The 21,091-nt window shown below is 70.9% G+C and carries 25 protein-coding genes; 14 read left to right on the forward strand and 11 right to left on the reverse strand.

Going from position 1 to position 21,091, the window contains the following annotated elements; genetic code table 11:
* The first annotated feature begins 226 nt into the window (after positions 1-226).
* Positions 227-391: a hypothetical protein gene (locus ETD83_RS42810; RefSeq protein ID WP_171064440.1), complete on the forward strand. Its 165-nt coding sequence runs from the start codon at positions 227-229 to the stop codon at positions 389-391.
* Between the two features lie 43 nt (positions 392-434).
* Here ETD83_RS42810 and ETD83_RS26430 read toward each other — a convergent pair whose 3' ends face one another.
* Positions 435-1,241, reverse strand: a complete 807-nt coding sequence (locus ETD83_RS26430) for a helix-turn-helix domain-containing protein (RefSeq protein WP_138647913.1) — start codon at positions 1,239-1,241, stop codon at positions 435-437.
* Between the two features lie 111 nt (positions 1,242-1,352).
* On the opposite strand from ETD83_RS26430, the gene ETD83_RS26435 reads away from it, so the two are divergent.
* Positions 1,353-1,919 (forward strand): carboxymuconolactone decarboxylase family protein, encoded by a 567-nt coding sequence (locus ETD83_RS26435; protein WP_171064441.1) that lies wholly within the window; start codon positions 1,353-1,355, stop codon positions 1,917-1,919.
* Positions 1,920-2,075: 156 nt separating this feature from the next.
* Complete coding sequence (locus ETD83_RS42815; RefSeq protein WP_171064442.1) at positions 2,076-2,870, forward strand: penicillin acylase family protein; 795 nt, start codon at positions 2,076-2,078, stop codon at positions 2,868-2,870.
* 115 nt (positions 2,871-2,985) lie between these two features.
* Here the strand turns inward: ETD83_RS42815 and ETD83_RS26450 are convergent, their stop codons facing one another.
* The 4 genes from ETD83_RS26450 to ETD83_RS26465 form a co-directional block, all read right to left on the reverse strand.
* The gene (locus ETD83_RS26450) at positions 2,986-4,485 is read right to left on the reverse strand and encodes an FAD-dependent oxidoreductase (RefSeq protein ID WP_138647915.1); all 1,500 of its coding nucleotides are present in this window, start codon (positions 4,483-4,485) and stop codon (positions 2,986-2,988) included.
* 607 nt (positions 4,486-5,092) lie between these two features.
* Positions 5,093-5,281, reverse strand: coding sequence for a hypothetical protein (locus ETD83_RS26455; RefSeq protein WP_138647916.1), 189 nt, complete (start codon positions 5,279-5,281; stop codon positions 5,093-5,095).
* Positions 5,278-5,832 (reverse strand): hemerythrin domain-containing protein, encoded by a 555-nt coding sequence (locus tag ETD83_RS26460; protein WP_138647917.1) that lies wholly within the window; start codon positions 5,830-5,832, stop codon positions 5,278-5,280. Before ETD83_RS26460 ends, ETD83_RS26455 begins: the two co-directional genes overlap by 4 nt.
* 264 nt (positions 5,833-6,096) lie before the next feature.
* Positions 6,097-6,702 (reverse strand): flavodoxin family protein, encoded by a 606-nt coding sequence (locus tag ETD83_RS26465; protein ID WP_138647918.1) that lies wholly within the window; start codon positions 6,700-6,702, stop codon positions 6,097-6,099.
* Between the two features lie 458 nt (positions 6,703-7,160).
* Between ETD83_RS26465 and ETD83_RS26470 the strand changes: the two genes are divergently transcribed.
* From ETD83_RS26470 to ETD83_RS26495, 7 genes are all read left to right on the forward strand, one after another.
* A complete protein-coding gene (locus ETD83_RS26470) occupies positions 7,161-7,490 on the forward strand; it encodes a plasmid stabilization protein (RefSeq protein WP_138647919.1) in 330 nt (109 codons plus the stop codon).
* A gap of 98 nt (positions 7,491-7,588) precedes the next feature.
* Positions 7,589-8,326, forward strand: coding sequence for a hypothetical protein (locus ETD83_RS26475; protein ID WP_138647920.1), 738 nt, complete (start codon positions 7,589-7,591; stop codon positions 8,324-8,326).
* Positions 8,323-8,481 (forward strand): hypothetical protein, encoded by a 159-nt coding sequence (locus tag ETD83_RS42820; RefSeq protein ID WP_171064443.1) that lies wholly within the window; start codon positions 8,323-8,325, stop codon positions 8,479-8,481. The genes ETD83_RS26475 and ETD83_RS42820 overlap by 4 nt, the downstream gene beginning before the upstream one ends.
* An 86-nt stretch (positions 8,482-8,567) precedes the next feature.
* Positions 8,568-9,650, forward strand: coding sequence for an iron-containing redox enzyme family protein (locus ETD83_RS26480; protein WP_138647921.1), 1,083 nt, complete (start codon positions 8,568-8,570; stop codon positions 9,648-9,650).
* The gene (locus ETD83_RS26485; RefSeq protein WP_138647932.1) at positions 9,650-10,333 is read left to right on the forward strand and encodes a HemK2/MTQ2 family protein methyltransferase; all 684 of its coding nucleotides are present in this window, start codon (positions 9,650-9,652) and stop codon (positions 10,331-10,333) included. Before ETD83_RS26480 ends, ETD83_RS26485 begins: the two co-directional genes overlap by 1 nt.
* Complete coding sequence (locus ETD83_RS45750; protein WP_138647922.1) at positions 10,311-10,637, forward strand: CDGSH iron-sulfur domain-containing protein; 327 nt, start codon at positions 10,311-10,313, stop codon at positions 10,635-10,637. The genes ETD83_RS26485 and ETD83_RS45750 overlap by 23 nt, the downstream gene beginning before the upstream one ends.
* Positions 10,638-10,836: 199 nt before the next feature.
* On the forward strand, positions 10,837-11,634 hold the full coding sequence (locus ETD83_RS26495; RefSeq protein ID WP_138647933.1) for an SDR family oxidoreductase: 798 nt from the start codon (positions 10,837-10,839) through the stop codon (positions 11,632-11,634).
* Between the two features lie 364 nt (positions 11,635-11,998).
* On the opposite strand, the gene ETD83_RS26500 is transcribed toward ETD83_RS26495, so the two are convergent.
* The 5 genes from ETD83_RS26500 to ETD83_RS26520 all read right to left on the reverse strand — a co-directional run bounded on the left by ETD83_RS26500 (position 11,999) and on the right by ETD83_RS26520 (position 16,246).
* Positions 11,999-13,084 carry an LLM class flavin-dependent oxidoreductase gene (locus ETD83_RS26500; protein WP_230421192.1) on the reverse strand — a complete coding sequence of 362 codons (1,086 nt, stop codon included), beginning with the start codon at positions 13,082-13,084 and terminating at the stop codon, positions 11,999-12,001.
* Positions 13,085-13,225: 141 nt separating this feature from the next.
* Positions 13,226-13,984, reverse strand: coding sequence for a TIGR03943 family putative permease subunit (locus ETD83_RS26505; protein ID WP_171064444.1), 759 nt, complete (start codon positions 13,982-13,984; stop codon positions 13,226-13,228).
* Positions 13,981-15,009: a permease gene (locus ETD83_RS26510; protein ID WP_407921522.1), complete on the reverse strand. Its 1,029-nt coding sequence runs from the start codon at positions 15,007-15,009 to the stop codon at positions 13,981-13,983. The genes ETD83_RS26505 and ETD83_RS26510 overlap by 4 nt, the downstream gene beginning before the upstream one ends.
* A gap of 231 nt (positions 15,010-15,240) precedes the next feature.
* Positions 15,241-15,714 carry a Fur family transcriptional regulator gene (locus ETD83_RS26515; RefSeq protein WP_138647924.1) on the reverse strand — a complete coding sequence of 158 codons (474 nt, stop codon included), beginning with the start codon at positions 15,712-15,714 and terminating at the stop codon, positions 15,241-15,243.
* Between the two features lie 52 nt (positions 15,715-15,766).
* A complete protein-coding gene (locus tag ETD83_RS26520; RefSeq protein WP_138647925.1) occupies positions 15,767-16,246 on the reverse strand; it encodes a Fur family transcriptional regulator in 480 nt (159 codons plus the stop codon).
* Positions 16,247-16,347: 101 nt separating this feature from the next.
* Between ETD83_RS26520 and ETD83_RS26525 the strand changes: the two genes are divergently transcribed.
* The 4 genes from ETD83_RS26525 to ETD83_RS26540 are packed head-to-tail and all read left to right on the forward strand — an operon-like array spanning position 16,348 to position 19,852.
* Positions 16,348-17,292: a metal ABC transporter substrate-binding protein gene (locus ETD83_RS26525; RefSeq protein ID WP_205717899.1), complete on the forward strand. Its 945-nt coding sequence runs from the start codon at positions 16,348-16,350 to the stop codon at positions 17,290-17,292.
* A gap of 2 nt (positions 17,293-17,294) precedes the next feature.
* On the forward strand, positions 17,295-18,074 hold the full coding sequence (locus ETD83_RS26530; RefSeq protein WP_138647927.1) for a metal ABC transporter ATP-binding protein: 780 nt from the start codon (positions 17,295-17,297) through the stop codon (positions 18,072-18,074).
* 6 nt (positions 18,075-18,080) lie between these two features.
* A complete protein-coding gene (locus ETD83_RS26535) occupies positions 18,081-18,962 on the forward strand; it encodes a metal ABC transporter permease (protein WP_138647928.1) in 882 nt (293 codons plus the stop codon).
* Complete coding sequence (locus ETD83_RS26540) at positions 18,959-19,852, forward strand: metal ABC transporter permease (RefSeq protein ID WP_138647929.1); 894 nt, start codon at positions 18,959-18,961, stop codon at positions 19,850-19,852. The genes ETD83_RS26535 and ETD83_RS26540 overlap by 4 nt, the downstream gene beginning before the upstream one ends.
* Before the next feature lie 138 nt (positions 19,853-19,990).
* On the opposite strand, the gene ETD83_RS26545 is transcribed toward ETD83_RS26540, so the two are convergent.
* Positions 19,991-21,091, reverse strand: a 1,101-nt coding sequence (locus ETD83_RS26545) for a helix-turn-helix transcriptional regulator (protein ID WP_138647930.1), incomplete at its 5' end; no start/stop codon positions are given.

Raw genomic sequence — 21,091 nt, forward strand, 5'->3', positions numbered from 1 at the left:
GCCCTGCCCAGGCTCACCGGTCGTGGACGTCAGATCCCGCCGGGCCCGGTCGGCCACCGCCCGATCCACATACTCGGCGACGCTTATCCCGGTCAACGCGGCGGCCTCAGCCAGCGCATCCCACCGCTCGGCACTGACCGCTACCTCTAACCGCGCATCCCCGGCCGACGCATCCGCAGCCGCCCGAGCACCCGCGCCGGCAGAAACGCCCAAAGAGCCTGGCCACTTGGACACCATCACGACCTCACCCGATCCGGAGATCTACACAGACCAGGGCGACACCAAGGTCCGGAGCGAACACCCCTTGAGGCCCACCGGCGGCACGACCCTCAACGTCGCCGCCGCCGCGAACCCACCAATATCCACCGGTACCCCCCGCCCGGGCGCCTAACCCCGGACAACAAGAAACACATTTAACTGACCGGACGGCCTGGTCAGGGTCGTGTTCGCGGCTGCCAGCGGCGGGCGGTCCCGTCGTCGGAGGGGAAGAACGCCTCGACGCGGAGTTCCTGCGCGGTGACGTCCGCGGGCGTGCCGATGCTGGACACCATCGAGAAGAACCGCAGGTATTCGCCGCCGATGCGGAAATGCACGTCCACGACCGGGATCAGCGGCTCGATCATGCGCGGCGCCGTGATGAGGGCCTCGACCTCCGGACGCGCCCGCAGTTCCTGCACCAGCTCAGCGGTCGCCAGGTCGAGAACGCCGCCCACGGCTTCGCGGCGGGCGCGTTCGAGCAGCGCCGGGACGACCTCCGTCCAGTTGGCGATGCCGTCCCGGACCGGGCCCGGTTCAAGGATCAGCCGCAGGACGTTCGCGTCGCCGGGAACCGGACCGGGAGCGAACAGCGCCCCGAACAGCCGCGCCGCGCCATCGTTGGCGCGCACGAGATTCCAGCCGCGGTCCAGGACGACGGCGGGAAACGGCTCGTGCTGGTCGAGCATCCGTCCGATCGCCATGGTGACCCGGTCGAGCGCCGAGTCCTCAAGCCCGCGGTGCGGGAACAGCGGAGCGAAGCCGGCCGACAGCAGCAGGCCGTTCCGGTCGCGCAGCGGGACGTCGAGCGCGCCCGCCAGCCGCAGCACCATCTCGCGGCTCGGATTCGACCGGCCGGTCTCCAGGAAGCTCATATGCCTCGGGGTGGTCATCGCGGCCGAGGCGAGATCGAGCTGGCTCATCGCCCGCACCCGCCGCCAGTACCGGACCAGGGCGCCAAAGCCGGGGGACGTCGGATCGGACATGAGGCGACCTTACGGCCGCCCGTGCTTCGCGGCCCTTCCCCGCGAGGGAATCGTGAACGGACGCCGGAGCGGGAGAAGGTCGGCCCATCATCCGAACTCCAAGGAGCTGTGATGCGCCTTCCGATCCTCTCACCGGAGACCGCGCCGCCCGCGTCCCGGACGATCCTCGACGGCATCGAGGCCGACCTCGGCTTCGTCCCGAACCTGGCGGCCACGATCGCCGCCAGCCCGGTCCTGCTCGCGGGCTTCGACGGGCTGCGGCGCGCCGTCGGCGACGCCTCCTTCGACGCGGTGCACCGGGAGATCGCCGGAGTCGCCGTGGGCGTCGCCGTCGACAACGCCTACGGGGTGGCCTTCCATTCGACGGTCCTCGCCCGCCTGGGCGTGGATCCGCAGGACATCGAGGCGATGCGCGGCGGGTCCGAACCCCGCGACGCCGTGCACGCGGCCGTGTACGCCTTCGCCCGCGCGGTGGTGATCGACCGCGGCGCCGTGGCCGAGGCGGTCGTCCAGCGGGCACTGGACGCCGGGCTCCAACCCGCCGAGCTGCTGGACCTGGTCACCGAATGCGCGTTCGCCGGCCTCGTCGGCCTCGTCGACAACCTCGCCGGACGCGTCGAACTCGACGAGCCCCTGCGTCCCCAAGCCTGGAAGGCACCCCGGCCTGGTCGACGCTGACCCAGGGTCGAGCCTTCAGCATGAGCGCTGACGGCCGGTCCGCTCACCTTTCATCCATCCCGCCCCCTCGGACGAAGAGTGTTGGTCCGAGGGGGGACCGGCAGCGGCCCACCCATGGCGGGCAGCACGTCCTTCTTCGAGGGTAAGGAGCACCCGATGCGCAGATCGCGCACCGCTCTCTTCTCGGCCGGCCTACTCGCAGCCGGTCTGCTGGTCGCGGCACCGGCCACAACGGTGCACGCGGACGACACCACGCGCGTGGCCGTACCCGGTCTGCGTAACCCCGCATTCGTCGTGCGCGATGTCGACGGCGTCCCCCACATCAGGGCGAAGAACGCCCACGACCTCTTCTTCGTCAACGGCTGGGTCCACGCCGACGACCGGCTCTTCCAGATGGACCTGACCCGCAAGCGGGCGTCCGGCCGGGCGGCCGAACCCGCCGACGGCGGCGCGGGCATCGTGGACGCGTCCAGCCATCCGATCCGGGCCGACTCGCCGGACAGGTTCACCTTCACCTTCGTCCCGGTCCGGCGGGCCGTGCACCAGGCCACCCCACTCGGCATGCGCGGGGTGGACTCGCTGGCCGGCGGCCCCAGCGAGGACCTCGGCGGCAAGTTCGAGCAGAACCTGCTGCCGGGCTGGCTGACCAACGACACCTATCCGATCCGGATGTACCCCTCGGACCTGAAGGGCGCCACCGACTCGCTGACGCAGTTCACCCCCCCTCCGGCACCACTAACCCCAACCGCGCCCCGGCCACCCGGCCGGGGCACGGCCGCATCCAGGAGCCTCCGAGCAGAGCCAGCGCCGGTTGCCGCCCCTCGCCATGGGCGACCTCCAACGACCCCGTCCCCGCTGTCGGCCACCATCCGGACGAGGCTCGGGCGGCCAAGAACGTCAGCCGGACCTCGTCCCGGCCGGACCAGGAACGTTTGCCGGTCGCCGCGGTGACCCTGGCGACGAGCTCTTCTCGATTCGCCGCTTCCCGCACCGCCGAGCTAAAGAGTGCTGACGCTCCGAGATTAGCGCCACTCGATTTGGGGGTGTTGTCTGCGGGTTCAGGCGCTCATTTTAAGCTTTCCAGTGGCATTGTTGCGGGCCCCTGAATAACTGACCCGTCGGCGGCGAATCTGCAGCCGTGGCACGGGCATTCCCAGACGCGCTCGACGTCGTTGAAGGTCACCAGACATCCCGAATGAGGGCACCGGGCCGACAGAACATGTGTTGTGCCGTGGTCGTCGCGGTAGGTGGCACAGACGCGACCCTGCAGACGCGCGACCGTCCCCGTCCCCGGCTTCAATTCGGAGACGGGCGTGCGCGTGGCCCGGACGTGGTCGGTGACCCGGCGGCGGAGGTGGGACAGGCCCACCTTCAGGGCCGGACCTGCCTCCCTGATCGGGTGTTTGCGTCTGGGGGCATAGAGATCCGTCCACGGTTGTTCCTCGCCGGTCAGCAGGCCGGCGAGCAAGCGGCCCGACATGATGCCGTGGCTCATACCCGATCTCGCGTAACCGGTGGCGACGTAGAGGTTGTCGTCGACGCGGCCCACGTAAGGGATCTTGTCGGTGGTGTCCAGGTCCTGGGCCGCCCACCAGTAATGAATATCGCCGATCTTGAAATGCCGCCTGGTCCAGTTCAAGAGCAGCCTGTGCCGTTCGGCCGTCTGGCCGCTTCCCGGCGCAAACGACTCACCGGTGATCAGCAGCAGCCGCTGCTCCTCCCCATACGGTGCGGTCCGCACCGAACGGGTGTTGTCCTCTCGGGTGATGAACATGGCGCCCGGGTCGTCCTCTTCGGCGATGGGCGCCGCGATGACCAGTTCTCGCAAAGGGACGAGCCTGAAGTCGAGCAAGGCCCGGCTGAACACCGGAAAGAGGGTGGCGATGACCACCTCACGGGCAAGCACGGTGACGCCGGAATCGGTGGTGAGGCGGTGCCGCCGTCCCTGAACCAGATCGACGACGCGGGTGTGCTCGTAGATTCGGCCCCCGCCCCGGACCAGGTCCTGCGCGAGGCCCAGCAGATAGCGCCGCGGGTGGAACTGGATCTGCTTGTCGAGCTTGACCGCGCCGGCCACGTCGTACGGCAGGGACGTCTCGTTCACGAAGCCGGCAGGAAGCCCGGCATCCCGGACGGCAGCGGTCTCGGCCTTCAGATCGTCCGCCCGCTCGGCAGGCTCGACATACAGGTAGGACGGACGGCGTTCCAGATCGCACTGGATGCCGAGCTGGTCGGCGATCTGGGCCGCGTGCTCGACTGCCTCCTGTTGGGAACGCGCGTAGAGCTGGGCGGCCTTCGCGCCGAGAGACTCGCGCAGCGGAGCGAAGACCCAGGGGTGCAGCGCTGAGAGCCTCCCCGTTGTGAAACCGGTGACTCCCGCGACGATCCGGTCGGCCTCAAGGACGATCGCGGGCCGGCCGGCCCGGGTCAATTCCCAGGCAGTGGTGATTCCGGCAATGCCCCCGCCGATCACCACGACGTCCACCTCAATGTCCTCAGTGAGCGTCGGGTACTCCGGGCTCTTCGACGAGGCCATCCAGTAAGACTGCGCGGACCCCTCCAGCATGGCTCTTGCCTCCCTCACCACTGCATCTTGTCCTTGCTTTACCCGTCGCCCACGAGCCAAACGATCACAAAGCCCGGCTCTATCTGCCAAAAGGGCTTCATTAAGCCGTCCCATCAGCAACTGTCCCGAAGATCGTGTGTCACCTGTAATCGAGGAGGACAAGAACGAGCGGTCGAGGGGGCTGGATGTCAGGCCCCGCCACCGAGCAGACGGGGCGGGCGCCGGGGGGAGGGGGCGTCGCTGGTCAGGCGGGATGGGCCGCTGGCCGGTGTCACCAAGACCGTGTCGCGGGCCGCTCTGGAGCCCCAGACGACGAGCATCCGGGCCACGGCCGGGGCGAACGCCCGCGGCCCTGGAACGTGCTCTCGCGCAGAGCGGCGGCGGTGGCTGGTCGATCTCGCCCGCGATACGCACCACTGCAGGCGACCGGCGGGATGGGCCTCGATGGGCACGGTCCTTGGCTCGGGGGAACGACGCGCGGCGGTGCACGAACTGATGCCGGTGCCATGGGGATCTTCGTGACCACCGAGGCGCCCGGCCTGGACTGCAAGACGGGTCGTCGCTACGCCCGAGCCGCTACGTACTCCGGGGTGGCCTGCGCGATCGTCTAGGGGACCTCGGTCTGTGGGCTGTAGCCGTCGTCCTCGCCGCCAGGGGTCTCGGCCTGCGCGACCGGTGGATCGGTGGGGCTCGGCGTGTGCTCTTCGGCGAAGTCGGGGGCGCTCTCCTGGGGAGCGTTCGCGTCGGCGCGACGATCTGCCAGCGGCTTGTCCCGGTCATCTTCGCGTTCGGTCATCGGCTTCGCACCTTCCCGATAGCGTCGCGGACACGGTCGGCGATAGCTGCGATTGGGCCGACCGCGAGGTTCTTCGCGGGCGATTCCACGCCCTGGTGCGGATGTGTGGGGGCGACCGCTTCGGCGGCCTTGACAGCCTTGGCCATGCCGTGCAACTGCTCGGGTGTGGCCTCGCGGGCTATGCGCGGGAACTCCTCTTTCTCCTCATGCGAGGCGTGTGCTTCCAGGTCCCGGTGGAATTTGGAGAACATGTCCTGGAAATCGGCCGAATCGGGATTCATCTTGTCCAGTTCGGACAGGACGCCCTTGGCCTCGTGCTCCTCTTCCAGCCGCTTGTCCACGACGCGGGCGCCGTCGGCTATCGCGCGCCGGGCGAACGGGTGCACCACCTCCTCTTCGGCGGTCTCGTGCACGGCGAGAAGCTCGCGCAGCCGGTCAAAGGCGTCCTTGCGCACCTGCCCGTGGTTCTCCTCCACGATGGATGCCAGCCGGCGGATCTCCTCATGCTGGGATTGCAGCAGGTCCACGACGTTCTCGGTCTGTTCGGCCATGACCAACCTCCTAGTCGGGGTTCAAACGAGAGCGGTACCCGAAGGGCGGGTTCCAATCCCCCGACTTGCAGCGACATGCCCGTTGGCGGGTGTCTCAGTGATTCGGACCTAAGGTCGGCGATCACTGGGCGCCCAAGATCAAGGGCGCCAGGGGGCCGTCCGACGAACAGGCGAAGGGCGGGCGCAACCCGTCACGCCAGACCGCCGACGGCGTGGACGCCAAGGCTTCCCAACGGCACCTCTGCAACGTCGCCGGGGGGACCGTCAGGATGGCGGGGCCGGGATTGGGACGGCGGCCAAGGCCGAGGCGACGGCCACCAGGTTGGAGGCCATCGCTCGTCCAGTGCTGTGCGACCAGTCCCGTCCCTCCTCGCTCTCCAGGTAGCTCGGGCCAGGTCCAGGGCCCCGGTTCCAGTACGTCCAGGCCTGGCCCGGGATGGTGTAACCGAACTCGTTGAGCGCGCCGCTCAGGTTGTTGATCACGTGGTGGGCGCCGTCCTCGTTACCCGTCACGATCACGCCCGCGACCCGGTTGAAGGCGACCGGGCGGCCGGTGTCGTCGGTCTCCGACAGCATCGCGTCCATCCGCTCGATGACCCGCTGGGCGATCGAGGACGGCTGGCCCGCCCACGTGGGCGACGCCAGGATCAGGATCTCCGACTCCAACAGTGACCTGTGAACCGTGGGCCACGGGTCGCCCTCGCCGAGATCGGTCTCCACACCCGGCGGGATGTCCAGGTCCACGGCGCGGATGTTCTCGACCTTGACGTCCCTGGCCCGCAGCGCCTCCTCCACCACCGCGGCGAGCGCCCCGGTGTTGGAGGTCTCGGGCGAGCGCTTCAACGTGCAGTTGATCACTACGGCGCGCATCAGCGCCTCCCTCCGCTTCGGGCGTCCTGCGCGTCGGCGAGTACCCCGGCCACCCGCTACAAACGTCGATCCCCGCTCGCCCAGCCGGGCCTAGGCGGCTCCGACGACGGACGGGTCGGCGAGCGCGGACGAGAGGCGAAACGTGTCGACAAGTCCACGGTGCCGGGCGGCCGGGGCGCGGCCCGCCTTCGACGGGTGGTGGACGACCATCTCCGGCACTTCGGCGAGGCCCCATTCGGCCGCGGCCAGGTGAGTTCCCCCGCGCCGCCGAAGCCCCGTTAGAGGATGGGCGTCGAGGTATGGGGGTCGCCGGTGTCGGAGCCGAACTTGCCGCCGGTCAGGCCGAAGATGAGCGGGCTTTGTGAGTGGGGTCGGCCGCGTGAGCGGGCATGGCGCGGCTGTTTCAGGTCGGCAGGCGGGGAAGGGCTCGGAGAGTCCATTCGTCCAAGGAGGCGGAGATGCCGCAGCGAGCGTGGAGCAAGAAGCGCGAACGCCAATACCAGGACATCAAGGAGTCGCAGGAGAAGCGCGGCGTTGGGACGAGCCGCGCCGAGGAGATCGCCGCGCGGACCGTCAACAAGAACCGCGCGCGGACGGGCGAGGCCAAGCAGAAGAGCAGGGTCTCGGTCCAGGACGTCTCTCCGCAGCACCGCGGCGGAAAGCGCTCCGGCAGGCCCGGCCCGCGCGGCCGGACGAAGGAACAGCTCTACGCCGAGGCCAGGAAGAAGAAGATCGAGGGCCGCTCCAAGATGTCCAAGGCGCAGTTGGAAAGGGCCCTAGGGGTCTGACCTGGAAGTCAGACAGCGATCAGAGAACCTCGAGCTGCGGGCATTGCCAGCGTCCTCGCCGCCCGGAGCCTCGGTCCCGCAAGGGAGTGGAGGCCCTGTTGTGGCAGCCGCCCACCGTCACCGACCTGGGCGCGGCCCTGGTGGTGCTGCAGGCCGCGCGGCTGGGCATGGACCAGCTGGAGGCCAAACTGCTCGGCGCCGTACAGGAGGCCGGGCTGGACTGGGCGCAGATCGCCGCGGTCCTGGAACCGCCCGACGCCGCCCCGGCGCAGGAAACGGTTCGAGAAACCGCGGCCCCGGGCGACACGCCGGTCGACCAAGTCCCGCCCGCCGAGGGCGGCGACGCCTTCGGCAGCCGCGACGCCGCGGTAGGGAGCGGGTCGCCGAGGGCGGCTACCGATCCGCGCGTGCCGCTCGTGTTCACCGAGGCGTACCGGCACGCCGAGCCGCTGGGGGCCGTGACCTCGATCCGGCAGGTGTTCGACATTGCGGGCCTGCCGCCGGACGGTCCCGGCGGCGCCATCGGCGACGACGGCGGAGGGGTCCGTCTGCGGCGAGAACTTAGTCCCATCACTGGCTGCGGCCAGATGTCCCCTGTGGCCTCACACCAAACAGGCGGCCGCACCTCGCACGTCTCTCGCGGCAGGGCGGGAGGCGAAGGACGTGGACGCGCAGGTCTGTGTCGCCGCGTTGTGGAACGCGACACACCACGGGATGGACGGCCCCGGCCTGGACCCGTTCACGCGACGGGCCGTCCCGGCATGGCGGCTGATGGACGACCTGCTCGGACCGCGTCCGCCCCGGCGCTGGCGAACTCGACGATCTGGACACCGTGATCGCCCTGGTGGAGGGCGTCCGCGGGGCCGGGACGGGCACGGACCGGCAGCGCCGCACCGTCCGGCAGGCCGGTTCCCGCGCGGTGGTGGACATGTTCGCGAGGCAGACCGAACCCGGCGCTTCGCCCGCGTGCACCGCCGATGAGCTGGGCTAGCCGCCCGGTCGTGGGAGAAAACGGACGTATGGGACGCGTGTGAGCGGGTACCGGGCATCGGACGTTCTCAAGGTCGCGGAGGAGACATGACCGTTGGACACGCTCCGGGCACGTTCGCCGAGCGGTCCCCAGAGCGCGCGACGAGCCCCACGCTGCCCGCCGCGCGCGGACCGCTGTCGCACGCGGTGGTCCAGGCACTGGCCGCGGGCCCGCCGCCGTCGGACCCCCTCGTCCGGTCGCCCGGGGCGCTCGGCGCCCTCGATGCGGTGGCGTCCGCCGACCCTCTCGGCGGGGACCTGCAGCTGGCCCTGCACATGTGCTACGAGCTGCACTACCGCGGCTTCGCCGGGGTGGACCCGGACTGGGAGTGGGACGCCGGCCTGCTCCGCCTGCGCGGCGCGATGGACGCGGTGTTCCTGGACGTCCTGCGCCGAAACACGGACCCCGGCGCCGACGTGGACGCGGCGCTGGAAGAACTTCTGACGGAGCCGGTCGACGGACAAGGCGTCAGCCACCACCTGCGGGACGAGGGCGAATGGTGGCAGTTGCAGGAGTACGCGGCCCTGCGGTCGGTCTACCACCTGAAGGAGGCGGACCCGCACGCCTGGGTCGTGCCGCGGTTGCGCGGCCGGGCGAAGACGGCGCTGGTGGCGGTGGAGAACGACGAGTTCGGCGGCGGCCGTCCGGAGATGATCCATCAGGGCCTGTACGCCGACCTGCTGGACGACCTCGGCCTCGACTCCTCCTACGGCGCCTACGTGGACGCGGCGCCCGCGGTGATGCTGGCGACGGTGAACATGATGTCGCTGTTCGGGCTGCGGCGGTCGCTGCGGGGCGCGCTGGTGGGGCACTTCGCGGCGGCGGAGATCACGACGGCGCCGTCGGCGCGGCGGATGGCGGCGGCGCTGGAGCGGCTGGGCGGCGGCTCGCGGGCGCGCCTGTTCTACATCGAGCACGTCGAGGCCGACGCCGTCCATGAGCAGGTGCTGCGGCACGACGTGATCGGCGGGCTGCTCGCCGACGAGCCGGAGTTGGCGCCCGACGTGGTGCTGGGAGTGCGGGCCACGGTCCTGCTGGAGGACCGCCTCGCCGGCCACCTGCTGGAACGCTGGCGGTCTGGCCGGTCGGCGCTGCGCCGCCCGCCGGCCGCGGGGACGGCGGGCCGGTGATGCTGCTGCGGCCGCCGGGGGTGTACCGCCCGCAGTCCGACACGCGGCTGCTGGCGGAGGCGCTGCGCGGGGTCGACGTCCCGCCGGGCGCGCGGGTGCTGGAGCTGGGCACCGGGACGGGTGCGGTCGCGATGGCGGCGGCCCGCGGCGGCTGCGAGGTCGTAGCGGTGGACGTGTCCGCGCGGGCGGTTCTGACCACACGGCTGAACGCACGCGTGCGACGCCTGCCGGTGCGGGTGCTCCGCGGCGACCTGTTCGCGCCGGTGCCCGGCGAGGTCTTCGACGTGATCCTCGCCAACCCGCCGTACGTACCCGGCGACGCCGACCCGGCGGCGACCCGGGGCCGGGCGCGCGCCTGGGAGGCGGGCCCCGGAGGCCGGGTCCTGCTGGACCGGATCTGCCGAGCGGCCCCGAACCACCTGGAACGGACGGGGACGCTGCTGATCGTGCATTCGGCGTTGAACGGGGTGGCGGCGACGCTGGCAGCGCTACGCGGCGCGGGGCTGCGGCCGTCGATCGTGGCGCGACACCGCGAACCGTTCGGCCCGGTGATGCGGGGCCGGGCCGGGTCGCTCACGGCACAAGGACTCCTGCGTCCCGGCCAGGCGCACGAGGACTTGGTCGTAGTACGCGCCGATCGCGTCCTGGCGGAGGAGGGCCATGAGCGCAGACGCGCGGCCTGATCCCGCGTCCACCCGCGGCCGCCCGGGTCGGGAGGCCCGACGGGTGCGGCTCGTCCCTGGCGGTCCGATGTTGATCGAGGGCCCGGTCGAGATCGTCCTGGACGACGGCACCACGCTGACCTCGGACCGCTTCCTCGTTGCCCTATGCATGTGCCGCCGCAGCCACACCTACCCGTTCTGCGACACCAGCCACCGCCGCCGCACCCGCCCCACCCCACCGGACGGCGATCGTCGTCCCACCAGCGGCCATCACGACAGTTGTCGCGACGGCACTGACTGCGGCGGCCCCGCCGGCGGCGCGTGAAACGACCGCGCGATGCCGTCTTCCTTCTGGTCCAAGCGTTACGGCCCGTGCGAGGTGGGAATGGCCGAACGAACCACCAGCGATGGCGGCATGAAGAGCCCTCCGTGGCCGAACCCACGGTGACAACGACTCAAGTGAGGTGGCGAACGTGGGCAGCCCTGCGGGCCAGAGCCAGCCCTATCCGGGCGAGACGCCGAAGATGGAGCCGCGGCCGCGGGACGAGATGCGCGGCTACGAGGGCCGCGGGCTGCTGGCGGGACGGCGGGCGCTGATCACCGGCGGCGACTCCGGCATCGGACGGGCGGTCGCGGTGGCCTTCGCCAAGGAGGGCGCCGATGTGGCGATCACCTACCTGGAGGAGGACGCCGACGCGCGGCACACCGCCGGCCTGGTCGAGGAGCAGGGCCGGCGGTGCCTGACGTTCGGCGGCGACCTCGCGGACGAGCGCCACACCCGCGACGTCGTCGGACGCGCGGCCGAGCAGCTCGGCGGCCTGGACGTGCTGGTCCTGCACCATGGCACCCAGCGGCCCGTCGACGACGTCCGCGAGATCGACACCGAGCAGCTCGACCGCACCTTCCGGGTGAACGTGCACAGCCTCTTCTGGACGGTCCAGGAGGCCCTCCCGCACCTGCCGGACGACGGGTCGATCGTCATCACCGGCTCGATCAACGGGCTGCGCGGCAACACCAGCCTGATCGACTACTCGGCCAGCAAGGCCGCCGCGATGACGTTCGCGCAGTGCATGGCCCAGGCGCTGATGGACCGCGGGATCCGGGTCAACATCGTCTCGCCGGGTCCGGTGTGGACGCCGCTCATCCCGGCGACGTTCGACGAGGACCGCGTCGAAGGCTTCGGCGAACAGGCCCCGATGGGCCGCCCGGCCGACCCGGACGAGATCGCCCCCTCCTACGTCTTCTTCGCCAGCGGCAGACTGTCGTCGTACTACACCGGGCAGAACCTCGTCCCAGCCGGAGGAGAAATCCACCCCGGCTGACCACCCCCGGCACTCAACGAGCAGCCCTCGGTCCCGACAGGGACATTGAGATCCGCTGCAAGAACCTGTGCACCGACGGCGATCCTCACTTCACCTTGACCAGCCGGCTCGAAGGCGCGCGAGGCAACATCAACAAGTTCATCGGTGACCCAGCCAAGAGCGTGAAGACGGAATCGAACGGAATGGCCGAGGGAACCCAGGTCAGAAAATCCAGCGCTTGCCCGGCTTGCTGCCACCGGCGTCACCCGAGGCAGTCGCCGAGACTGAGCACGAGAGAGCGCCTCAGCGAGCACCTGGACGAGTCTGGCCGGACGCCGGCCCTGCACCAAGTCTCTAGCCGCGATGGGCGGTGCTGGCTTCGGTCTCAGCGCCAGCCGAGTTCGGGTGCCACGTGGGTCAGGATGTTCTCCAGGACGTGTGCGTTGTAGTCCACGCCGAGCTGGTTGGGGACCGTGAGCAGTAGTGTGTCCGCGGCTTGGATGGCCTCGTCGTTGGCGAGTTGCTTGACCAGTGCGTCCGGCTCGGCCGCGTAGGAGCGTCCGAAGACCGCCCTGGTCTTCTCGTCGATCATTCCGATCTGGTCGGCCGAGTCGGCGTTCCGGCCGAAGTAGGCGCGGTCCAGGTCGCTGGTCAGCGCGAAGATGCTGCGGCTGACGGATACGCGCGGCCGGCGTTGGTGTCCGGCGTCGTTCCACGCCTGCCGGTAGGCCTGGATCTGCTTGCGCTGCTGGACGTGCAGCGGCTCGCCGGTCTCATCGTTCTTGAGCGTGGAGCTTTGCAGGTTCATGCCCAGCTCGGCCGCCCACGCACTGGTGGCGTTGGAGCCGGAACCCCACCAGATGCGGTCGCGCAGCCCTTCGGAATGCGGCTCGACGCGCAGCAGCCCGGGTGGATTGGGGAACATCGGTCGCGGATTCGGCTCGGCGAAGCCTTTGCCCTGCAGCACCGTGAGCAGTACCTCGGTGTGCTTGCGTGCCATGTCGGCATCGGTGTCGCCCTCGGACGGCTCGTACCCGAAGTATCGCCACCCATCGATGACCTGTTCCGGTGATCCCCGGCTGATGCCCAGTTGCAACCGTCCGCCGGAGATCAGGTCGGCGGCCCCGGCGTTCTCGGCGAAGTGCATCGGGTTCTCGTAACGCATGTCGATCACGCCGGTGCCGATCTCGATGCGCGAGGTCTTCGCGGCGATCGCAGCCAGCAGCGGAAGCGGAGAAGCCAGCTGCCTGGCGAAATGGTGGACCCGGAAATAGGCGCCGTCAGCACCGAGTTCCTCCGCGGCCACGGCAAGATCGATCGACTGCAGCAGCGCGTCCGCCGCCGACCGGGTCCGCGAGCCCGCGCTGTCACTCCAGTGACCGAACGAGAGAAAACCGATCTTCTTCACACCGACACCAACCATCTCAGCGCACACGAGATTCCAGAGCGCTGACCACACGGCCATGCGCATGGTCTCGAACCCGCTGATGTACGGGCGTCCTCCCGTGTGCTCGCAGCCAGCGAGTCCACCGTTGGTATAGACGATCCCGTTGCTGATCTCCTCGGCCTGGACACGGCCGGTTGAACGGCGGTGCGAGTCGGCCGGTCCCTGTCACTCGTACGGGTTCTTGGGCTTCTTGATCCGCTTGAGCGAGCGCCCGCTCAACTCCTGCACACTCGTGCCCTTCGTGCCAGGCCCGGGTGGCTTCCAGATGCCGACGACCTCGACCCAGGTGTCCGCTGGCGGCCGGGGGAGGCCGCGCACGCGCACCGGGAACGGAACGGCGTCGCCCGCACAGCAGGCGATCTTCAGCCGGGTGATCTGCCAGCCCTTTCCTGCGGGGGTCACGAAGCCGGTCAGCCGCACCGGGACACCCTGGAATCTGCTGGGATCGCTGGTCTGGGCCTCCCACGCGCGGCCGATGAACTCGCCCATGCTCATCGCGACCGGGGTCCCGTTCGCGGGCAGCGGTTTGAATCCCCCTGCCGGACCGGTGGGGGGCGGTGCCGCGCGGCCGGTGTCGCGGGTGGCGGTGAAGGAGCCGAGCGCGGGTGGGGCGATCAGGAAGACGGCCAGGATGGGAAGGCACAGCAGCCAGGCCGTCCTGGGGCCCCGGGAGTGATCGTGCCCGTGGTCGTCACCGGATGGCGCATCGCCGTGCTCGTGGGCGTGTTCGGGGGTGTGGTCGGTGGTGCGCCACTCCCGGCGCAGCCCGGCGGCGCCTAGTACGAGGAGGGCCAGCGCCGCGGGCACCAGCAGGAACCGGAAGCCGGGCCGGACGTAGTTGACGTACTCACCGCTGCCCAGGGTGATCCACAGCACCGCGGCGCCGATCAGGATCAGCAGCAGGTTCTGCGCGGCCCGGCTCACAGCAGGCCTCCTATGACCGCGCTGACTCCGACGGCCAGGCAGAAGGTCAGCGGGATGAAGCGGACCGCGAAGCGGCGGCCGAAGAAGCCCGCTTGAAGGGCGATCAGCTTCAGATCCACTATCGGCCCCACCACCAGGAACGCGAGCCGCGCCGTGGTGGAGAACTGCGTCAGGCTGGCCGCCACGAACGCGTCGGCCTCCGAGCAGATGGACATCAGCACCGCCAGCAGCGCCAGCAGCAGCACCGACGCCACCGGATTCCCGGCGACCGCGGTCACCCAGCCGGCGGGCACGACCACGTTGATGGCGGCGGCCGCGGCGGCGCCGACCACCAGAAAGCCCCCGGCGTGCATGAGGTCGTGCCGCATGTCCTGCCGGAACGCCTCCAGCCGACCGGCCGTCCCATCGGCGTGCGGCCGGGACGGGACCCTGATCCACTCGCCCTTCCCCAGCAGCAGCCACGCCCACCCCGCCAGCACGGCCACCAGCAGGGAGGCGACGAACCGGCCGACGACCATCTCCGGTTTCCCGGGGAAGGCGACCGCGGTGGCGACCAGCACGATCGGGTTGATCGCTGGGGCGGCGAGCAGGAAGGTCAGCGCGGCGGCCGGAGCCACCCCGCGTGCCATCAGCCCGCCCGCGACCGGTACCGAGGCGCATTCGCAGCCCGGCAGGACCGCCCCCATGGCCCCGGCGACCGGCACCGCGGCCCCCGGCCGGTGCGGCAGCACCCGGCGCCACACCGACGGCGGGACGAACGCGGTGATCGCCGCCGACACGGCGACCCCGAACACCAGGAACGGCAGTGCCTGCACGCACACCGCCACGAAGATCGTCGCCCACGCGTCCAGCGCACGTGCGCCGACGGTCGGAGCGACCCAGACCCGGCCGGCTACCAGCCCGGCCGCCAGGACCGCGAACGCCCACGCGGCACGGGTGCCGGGCGCGGCGGGTCCGCGTCGTCCCCAGTCCGGGGGCGGGAGCACGTCGTCCTCGGCCGGACGAAGGCCGACATGGTCGCTCATGCCCGTCATCGTCCCAGAGGGAAGGAACTCCGGCGGGCCCCTCCAACCATTCGTGACCGCTCAAGGTTCGGGGTGCCCGACCGGGCCGCCTTGGGTGCGGGACGGCATCGAGGCGCGGTGGCCGGCCGGCCGATGATGGCCTGGACGCCGGCCGACTCGGCCTGCTTCGCGTCGGCCGGGAGATGACGTGTGTGGCTGTGGGCCCGCTGATCAGGCCGAGCGGTGGGATGCCTATGCCCGGGTGGCCGGCGATGTCAGCCGTACCGGAGCGCAGTCGGGGCACAGGCCGAAGATCTCCACGGTGTGGTTGATGTCGGTGAAGCCCGCCTCGGCGGCGACGTGCTCGGCCCAGCGCTCGATCGCGGGTCCTTCCACCTCGACGGTGTGCCCGCATGAGCGGCAGGTCACGTGGTGGTGATGGGCGCTGGTCCGGCAGCGCCGGTAGCGGGTCTCGCCGGTCTCGTCGCGGAGCGTGTCGACCGTGCCGTCCTGGCTCAGCACCTGAAGATGGCGGTAGACCGTGGTCAGGCCGATGCCCTCACCGCGGCGGCGCAACTCGCCGTGGATGTCCTGGGCGCTGCGGAACTCGGACAGGTCCGCCAGCACCCGGTGGAGGGCCTCGGCCTGCTGCGTACCCCGAACCCGCGTTCCTCCGCGGGATGCCGGGGTTTGTCGTGTTGGGCGGGGGGACGGGTGTGAAGTCATGGGGAGCTGCTCCGGCCGGTCGACGGTCCGATCTTCACGTTGCCGCATGATATCAACCGGCCGGATCATCGCTCTGGCCGCGCAGGCAGCGGCCGCACAGGCCGTGCACCTCGGTCTCGTGCGGGTCGGGGAGGAAATCGGCCGTGGCTGTGATGCCGTCCAGCCAGCCGCTGTCGGCGGCGGGGTGCTCCTGAACGTCGCCGCACCGGCGGCATACCAGGTGGTAGTGGCGGCCCTGGGCGCACAGCCGGTAGCGGGTCTCGCCGTCGCGGACGAAGACGTGCAGCTGCCCGGCGCCGGCGAGGGCGGACAGCGTCCGGTAGACCGTCGTCACCCCGATGTTGTGTCCCCGACGGGTGAGCTCGACGTACAGCTCATGCGCGCCAACGGGCCGCAGCCGGAGACCGAGCGCTTGAAGTACCCGGCGCCTGCGCGGGGTCGGGGACAGCCCGGCCGCCCGGAGCCGTACGGCGGTCTCGTCGGCGTTCCCATCGCGGGAGTCATGGCCGGCCGGGGCGATGTGGGAGCCCATAGGGGTGACGGTAGGAGCATTCGTCGACATTGACAATCATTCCCAACAAGACGACTATGGGATCCGTTTTCATTCTCATCTCCGACCCACGGGGAGACACGTTGCGTATCCGAGCCCTCGGGCCTGCCCTACCGGTCCTGGCCGCCGTCCTGGTCGCGGCCACCGCCTGCGGCGGCTCCAGCTCCGCCGACAACACCGGCGGCAGCGGCGCGATGAAGCTGAAGGTGGTCGCCACGACCACGCAGGTGGCCGACTTCGCTCGCAACATCGGCGGCGACAAGGTCACGGTCACCCAGATCCTCAAGCCCAACGTCGACCCGCACGACTACGAGCCCTCCCCGGCCGACATCCAGGCCATCGCCGACGCCGACCTGGTGGTGCAGGGCGGCGTCGGCCTGGAGAAGTGGCTGGACCAGACGATCAAGTCCGCCGGCTTCGACGGCACGGTGGTCGACACCAGCAAGGGCGTGGCGATCCGCAAGGGCGGCGAGGAGGAAGAGGCGGACGGAGACCCGCACATCTGGCACAACCCCGGGAACGCCGAGATCATGAGCCGCCACATCGCCGCCGCGTTCGAGGCCGAGGACCCCGCGGACAAGGCGGCCTACGCGGCGAACCTGAAGACCTACACCGGTAAGCTCCGGCAACTCGACACGTGGATCGCCGGCCAGATCAACTCGCTGCCCGCCGGCGGGCGCAAGCTGGTCACCAACCACGACGCGTTCGGGTACTACATCGACCGCTACCGCCTGACGTTCGTCGGCTCGATCATCCCGAGCTTCGACACGTCCGCCGAGCTGTCGGGCAAGCAGCTCAACTCGCTGGTCGCCAAGATCAAGTCGACCGGCGTCCAGGCGGTCTTCTCCGAGTCCTCGCTGCCGCCGAAGACCGCCGAGACCATCGGCCGCGAAGCCGGGGTGAAGGTCGTGGCGGGGGAGGACTCCCTGTACGGGGACACGCTCGGCCCGGCGGGCTCGGCGGGCGCGACCTACCTGGAGATGGAGCGGCACAACACCACCACCATCGTCACGGCGCTCAAGGGCTGAAGATGAGCACTCGCGAGGAAGCGGAGGTCCGGCCGCAGGCACTGCGGCTGGAGGAGGTCAGCGTCGCCTACGGCCCGGCCCTGGCGCTGGAGAAGATCGACGGCGGGGTCGCGCCGGGTGAGGCCGTCGCGCTGATCGGCCCGAACGGAGCGGGCAAGTCGACCCTCATCAAGGCGATTCTGGGTCTGGTGCCGCTGGCCGCGGGACGGGTCACGGTGCTGGGCACCTCGCCCGCCCAGGCGCGCCGCGACGTCGCCTACGTCCCGCAGGCCGACACGCTCGATCCGGAGTTCCCGATCTCGGTCGGCCAGGTGGTACTGATGGGCCGCTACCGGCGGATCGGCTGGCTGCGCCGTCCCAAGGCCGCCGACAAGCAGGCCGCCCACCGCGCCCTGGAGCAGGTCGGCCTGGCCGACCGCGCCCGGCACCGGTTCGGGACGCTGTCGGGCGGGCAGCGCCAGCGCGTCCTGCTGGCCCGCGCGATCGCCGCCGAACCCCGTCTCCTGCTGCTGGACGAGCCGTTCAACGGAGTCGACGCCGTCAGCGAGCAGGCACTGCTGGACGCGATCGCCGCGCTGAAGAAGCAGGGCGCCGCCGTGGTCGTGGCCACCCACGACCTGGCGCTGGCCCACCTGGCCTGCGAGGAGGTGTGCCTGCTCGACCGCAAGCAGTTCGGCTTCGGGCCCACCCGCGCCACACTCACCCCCGACCGGCTGCGCGCCACCTACGGTGGGCACGCGCTCGAACTGCGCGGCGACCGTGTCATCGTCGCCCACTCGTAGGCGGCCATGTACCAGTTCTTCATCGAACCGTTCACGTTTCCGTTCATGGGCCGGGCGCTGGCCGTGATGGTGGTCCTTGGCGCGCTGGCCGGGACCGTCGGCGTGCTGATCCTGCTGCGGCGCCTGGCGTTCATCACCGACGCGCTGACCCACACGGTCTTCCCCGGGGTCGTCATCGGCCACCTGCTCAGCGGGGACGGCGGCATCTTCTGGGGCGCGCTGGCCGCAGGCGCCGCGACCGCCGCGCTGCTCACCCTGCTCACCCGGCACCGCGCCGTCACCGAGGACACCGCCCTGGCGGTCCTGCTGACCACCTTCTTCGCCGTCGGGGTCGTGCTGGTCTCCCGGCAATCGGGCTACACCGCCGATCTGACCGCCTTCCTGTTCGGCCGGGTCCTCACCGTGACCGGGCAGCAGCTGGCGCAGACTCTGGCGGTCACCGTCCTGGTCATCGCCATCCTGGCGCTGCTGCGGCGACCACTGATCGCCCGCGCGTTCGACCCGCAGGGCGCCCAGGCCGCCGGGTACCGGATCGGCATGCTGGACCTGGTCACCAACACCATCATCGCCCTGGTCGTGGTCGCCTCGGTCCGGGCGGTCGGGACGGTCCTGGTCATCGCGCTGCTGATCGTGCCCGCCGCCGCGGCCCGGGCGATGTCGGACCGGCTGGCGCTGATCGTGCCGCTCGCCGCCGTCCTCGGCGCGCTGGCCGGCTGGGCGGGCCTGGCGATCAGCTACGACGCGTCGATCCACCACGGGCTGCGGCTCGCCTCCGGCGGCACCGTCGTCCTCGTCCTCATCGCCTGCTACGCGGGCGCCCTCGCCGCCGGGACGATACGGCGGCGGCTGCGCGTCCGCCGGCCGCCCATCCGGGGGAGCGCGGCATGACGGCGGTCGACCGGGCGCTCATCGAAGCCGTCCTGCTCGGCGTGGTCGGCGGATTGATCAGCGTGCAGATCGTGCTGCGCCGACTGCCCTTTTTCACCCTGGCCATGACACACGCCACCTTCCCCGGCGTCGTCCTGGCCGCGGTCGCGGGCATCGACCTGTATGCGGGCGGCGGCCTGTTCGGCGTACTGATCGTGCTGGGGGTGCTGGCCCTGTCCCGGCGACCGGCGCAGGCCATGAGCACGGCGATCGGGATCGTCCTGTCGGCCGGTTTCGCGCTCGGCGTCGTCCTGGCCTCGACACGCGACGGCTTCTCCAAGGATCTGACCGCCTATACCGTCGGCCAGATCCTCACCGTCGGAACCGGCGACCTGATCGCCGTGACCGTGGTCGGCGCCATCGTCGCCGCCCTCCTCCTCGGAGCGGGCCGGCAGCTCACCTTCCGCGCCTTCGACCCCGGCGGATACGCCGCCGCCGGCTACCGTCCGGCCCTGACCGACCTGGCGCTGCTGCTGACGGTCGAGGCGGTCATCGTGGTCGCCGTGCCCGCCGCCGGTGCGATCCTGTCCGTGGCCGTCCTGGTCGGCCCGGCCGCCATCGCCCGCCTGTGGACCCACAACATCCCCGCCATGACCGCCATCGCCGTGGCCGCGGGCGCGTCCAGCGGGCTGATCGGCGTGCAGATCTCCACCCGCTACGACGTCGCCGCGGGCGGCACCATCACACTCGTCACCGGGACCCTGTTCGTTTCGTCCCTGGCCGCGACCACGGCATGGACCGCGGTCGCCTCCCACTACCGGGAGAGGGAGAACAAGGGGATAACTCCTGATCATGGAAGTAGCGCCGGTGACGCACAAGACCGGCCCCTCGACCGCCTCGACCGCCGCTGACCAGAGCCGATGCCGTCGCCAGCGGCGAGCTGGGCGCGCTCGGCCGATCCTGGAGGGGTGCTGATTGCCGGAGCGGGCCGGACGCCGCCACCCGAGAGTGACGGCGTCCGGGGTGGTCCGGTGTCCACCCGAAGGGAGTCACTCTGGGTCCGCCATTTCTGCGAGGGCGTCGCGGAGGGCGGCTCGGGAGGTGATGCCGAGTTTGGGGAAGACCTGGTAGAGGTGGGTGGAGACCGTCCGCGGGGAGAGGAAGAGGCGTTCGGCGATCTCTTTGTTGGTGTGGCCTGCGGCGGCGAGCAGGGCGATCTGGCGTTGTTGCGGGGTGAGTGAGGCCAGGCCGGTGGTGGTCGTGGCGACGGTCAGGCCGGTGGCTCGCAGTTCGCCGTCGGCGCGGGCCGCCCATGGTGTGGCGCCGAGGCGGTGGAAGGTCTCTGCGGCGCTGGTGAGGTGGCGGCGGGCGTCGGTGGTGTGTTTGGTGCGGCGCAGGTGGGCGCCGTAGGTGAGCCGGATGCGGGCCAGGTCGAAGGGCCAGCGGTCGTTGCCCGGTTCGGCGATGGCTTGTTGGAAGGCCGTGGTGTCGGTCTGGGGCTGGGTGATCGCCGTGCAGGCCAGGACGACCAGCCGCAGTCGTGGGGAGAGCCGGTCGAGGCGGATCTCGTGGGCGGCGGCGGCGTGGGCGGCGGCTTCGGTGCGGCGGCCGGTGTGGACGGCGGCTTCGACGAGGTCGTGGAAGACCCACAGGGCGTGCGGGGCGTAGGGGGCGAGGGTGCCGGGCGGGCTGATGGACGCGGCGTTGTGGAAGGCGGTGTCGTAGTCGGCTTGGCCCAGGGCGTTGAGGGCGCGGATGTGGGAGGCGTAGGCGGTGACGATCCCGGCGCGTCGGGGTGCGGCCCAGGTGTCCATGTCGCGGGCGGTGGTGATCGCCGTGCGGGCGTCGCCGCGGGCGGCGGCCAGCAGGGCGGCCGTGAGGCGGCCCGGCCAGGTCAGCAGGTGGTAGCCGTGGGTGTCGCACAGGTGCAGACCTTCGTCGGCCAGGGATTGGGCTTCTTTCCAGCGGCCGGTGTGGAAGGCGTCCTGGGCGAGCAGGAACAGCGCTTCGATGGCCGAGGTGATGGCGCCGCCTTCGCGGCCGTGCCGGACGGCGCGCTGGAGTGGTTCGCGGCAGTGGGACAGCCGGTCGAGGTAGGCGACGGCGACGCCGGTGCGGACGATGCGGGCGGGGCTGACCTGGTGCCGGAG

Source organism: Actinomadura soli (assembly GCF_005889715.1).
Lineage (GTDB): Bacteria > Actinomycetota > Actinomycetes > Streptosporangiales > Streptosporangiaceae > Spirillospora > Spirillospora soli.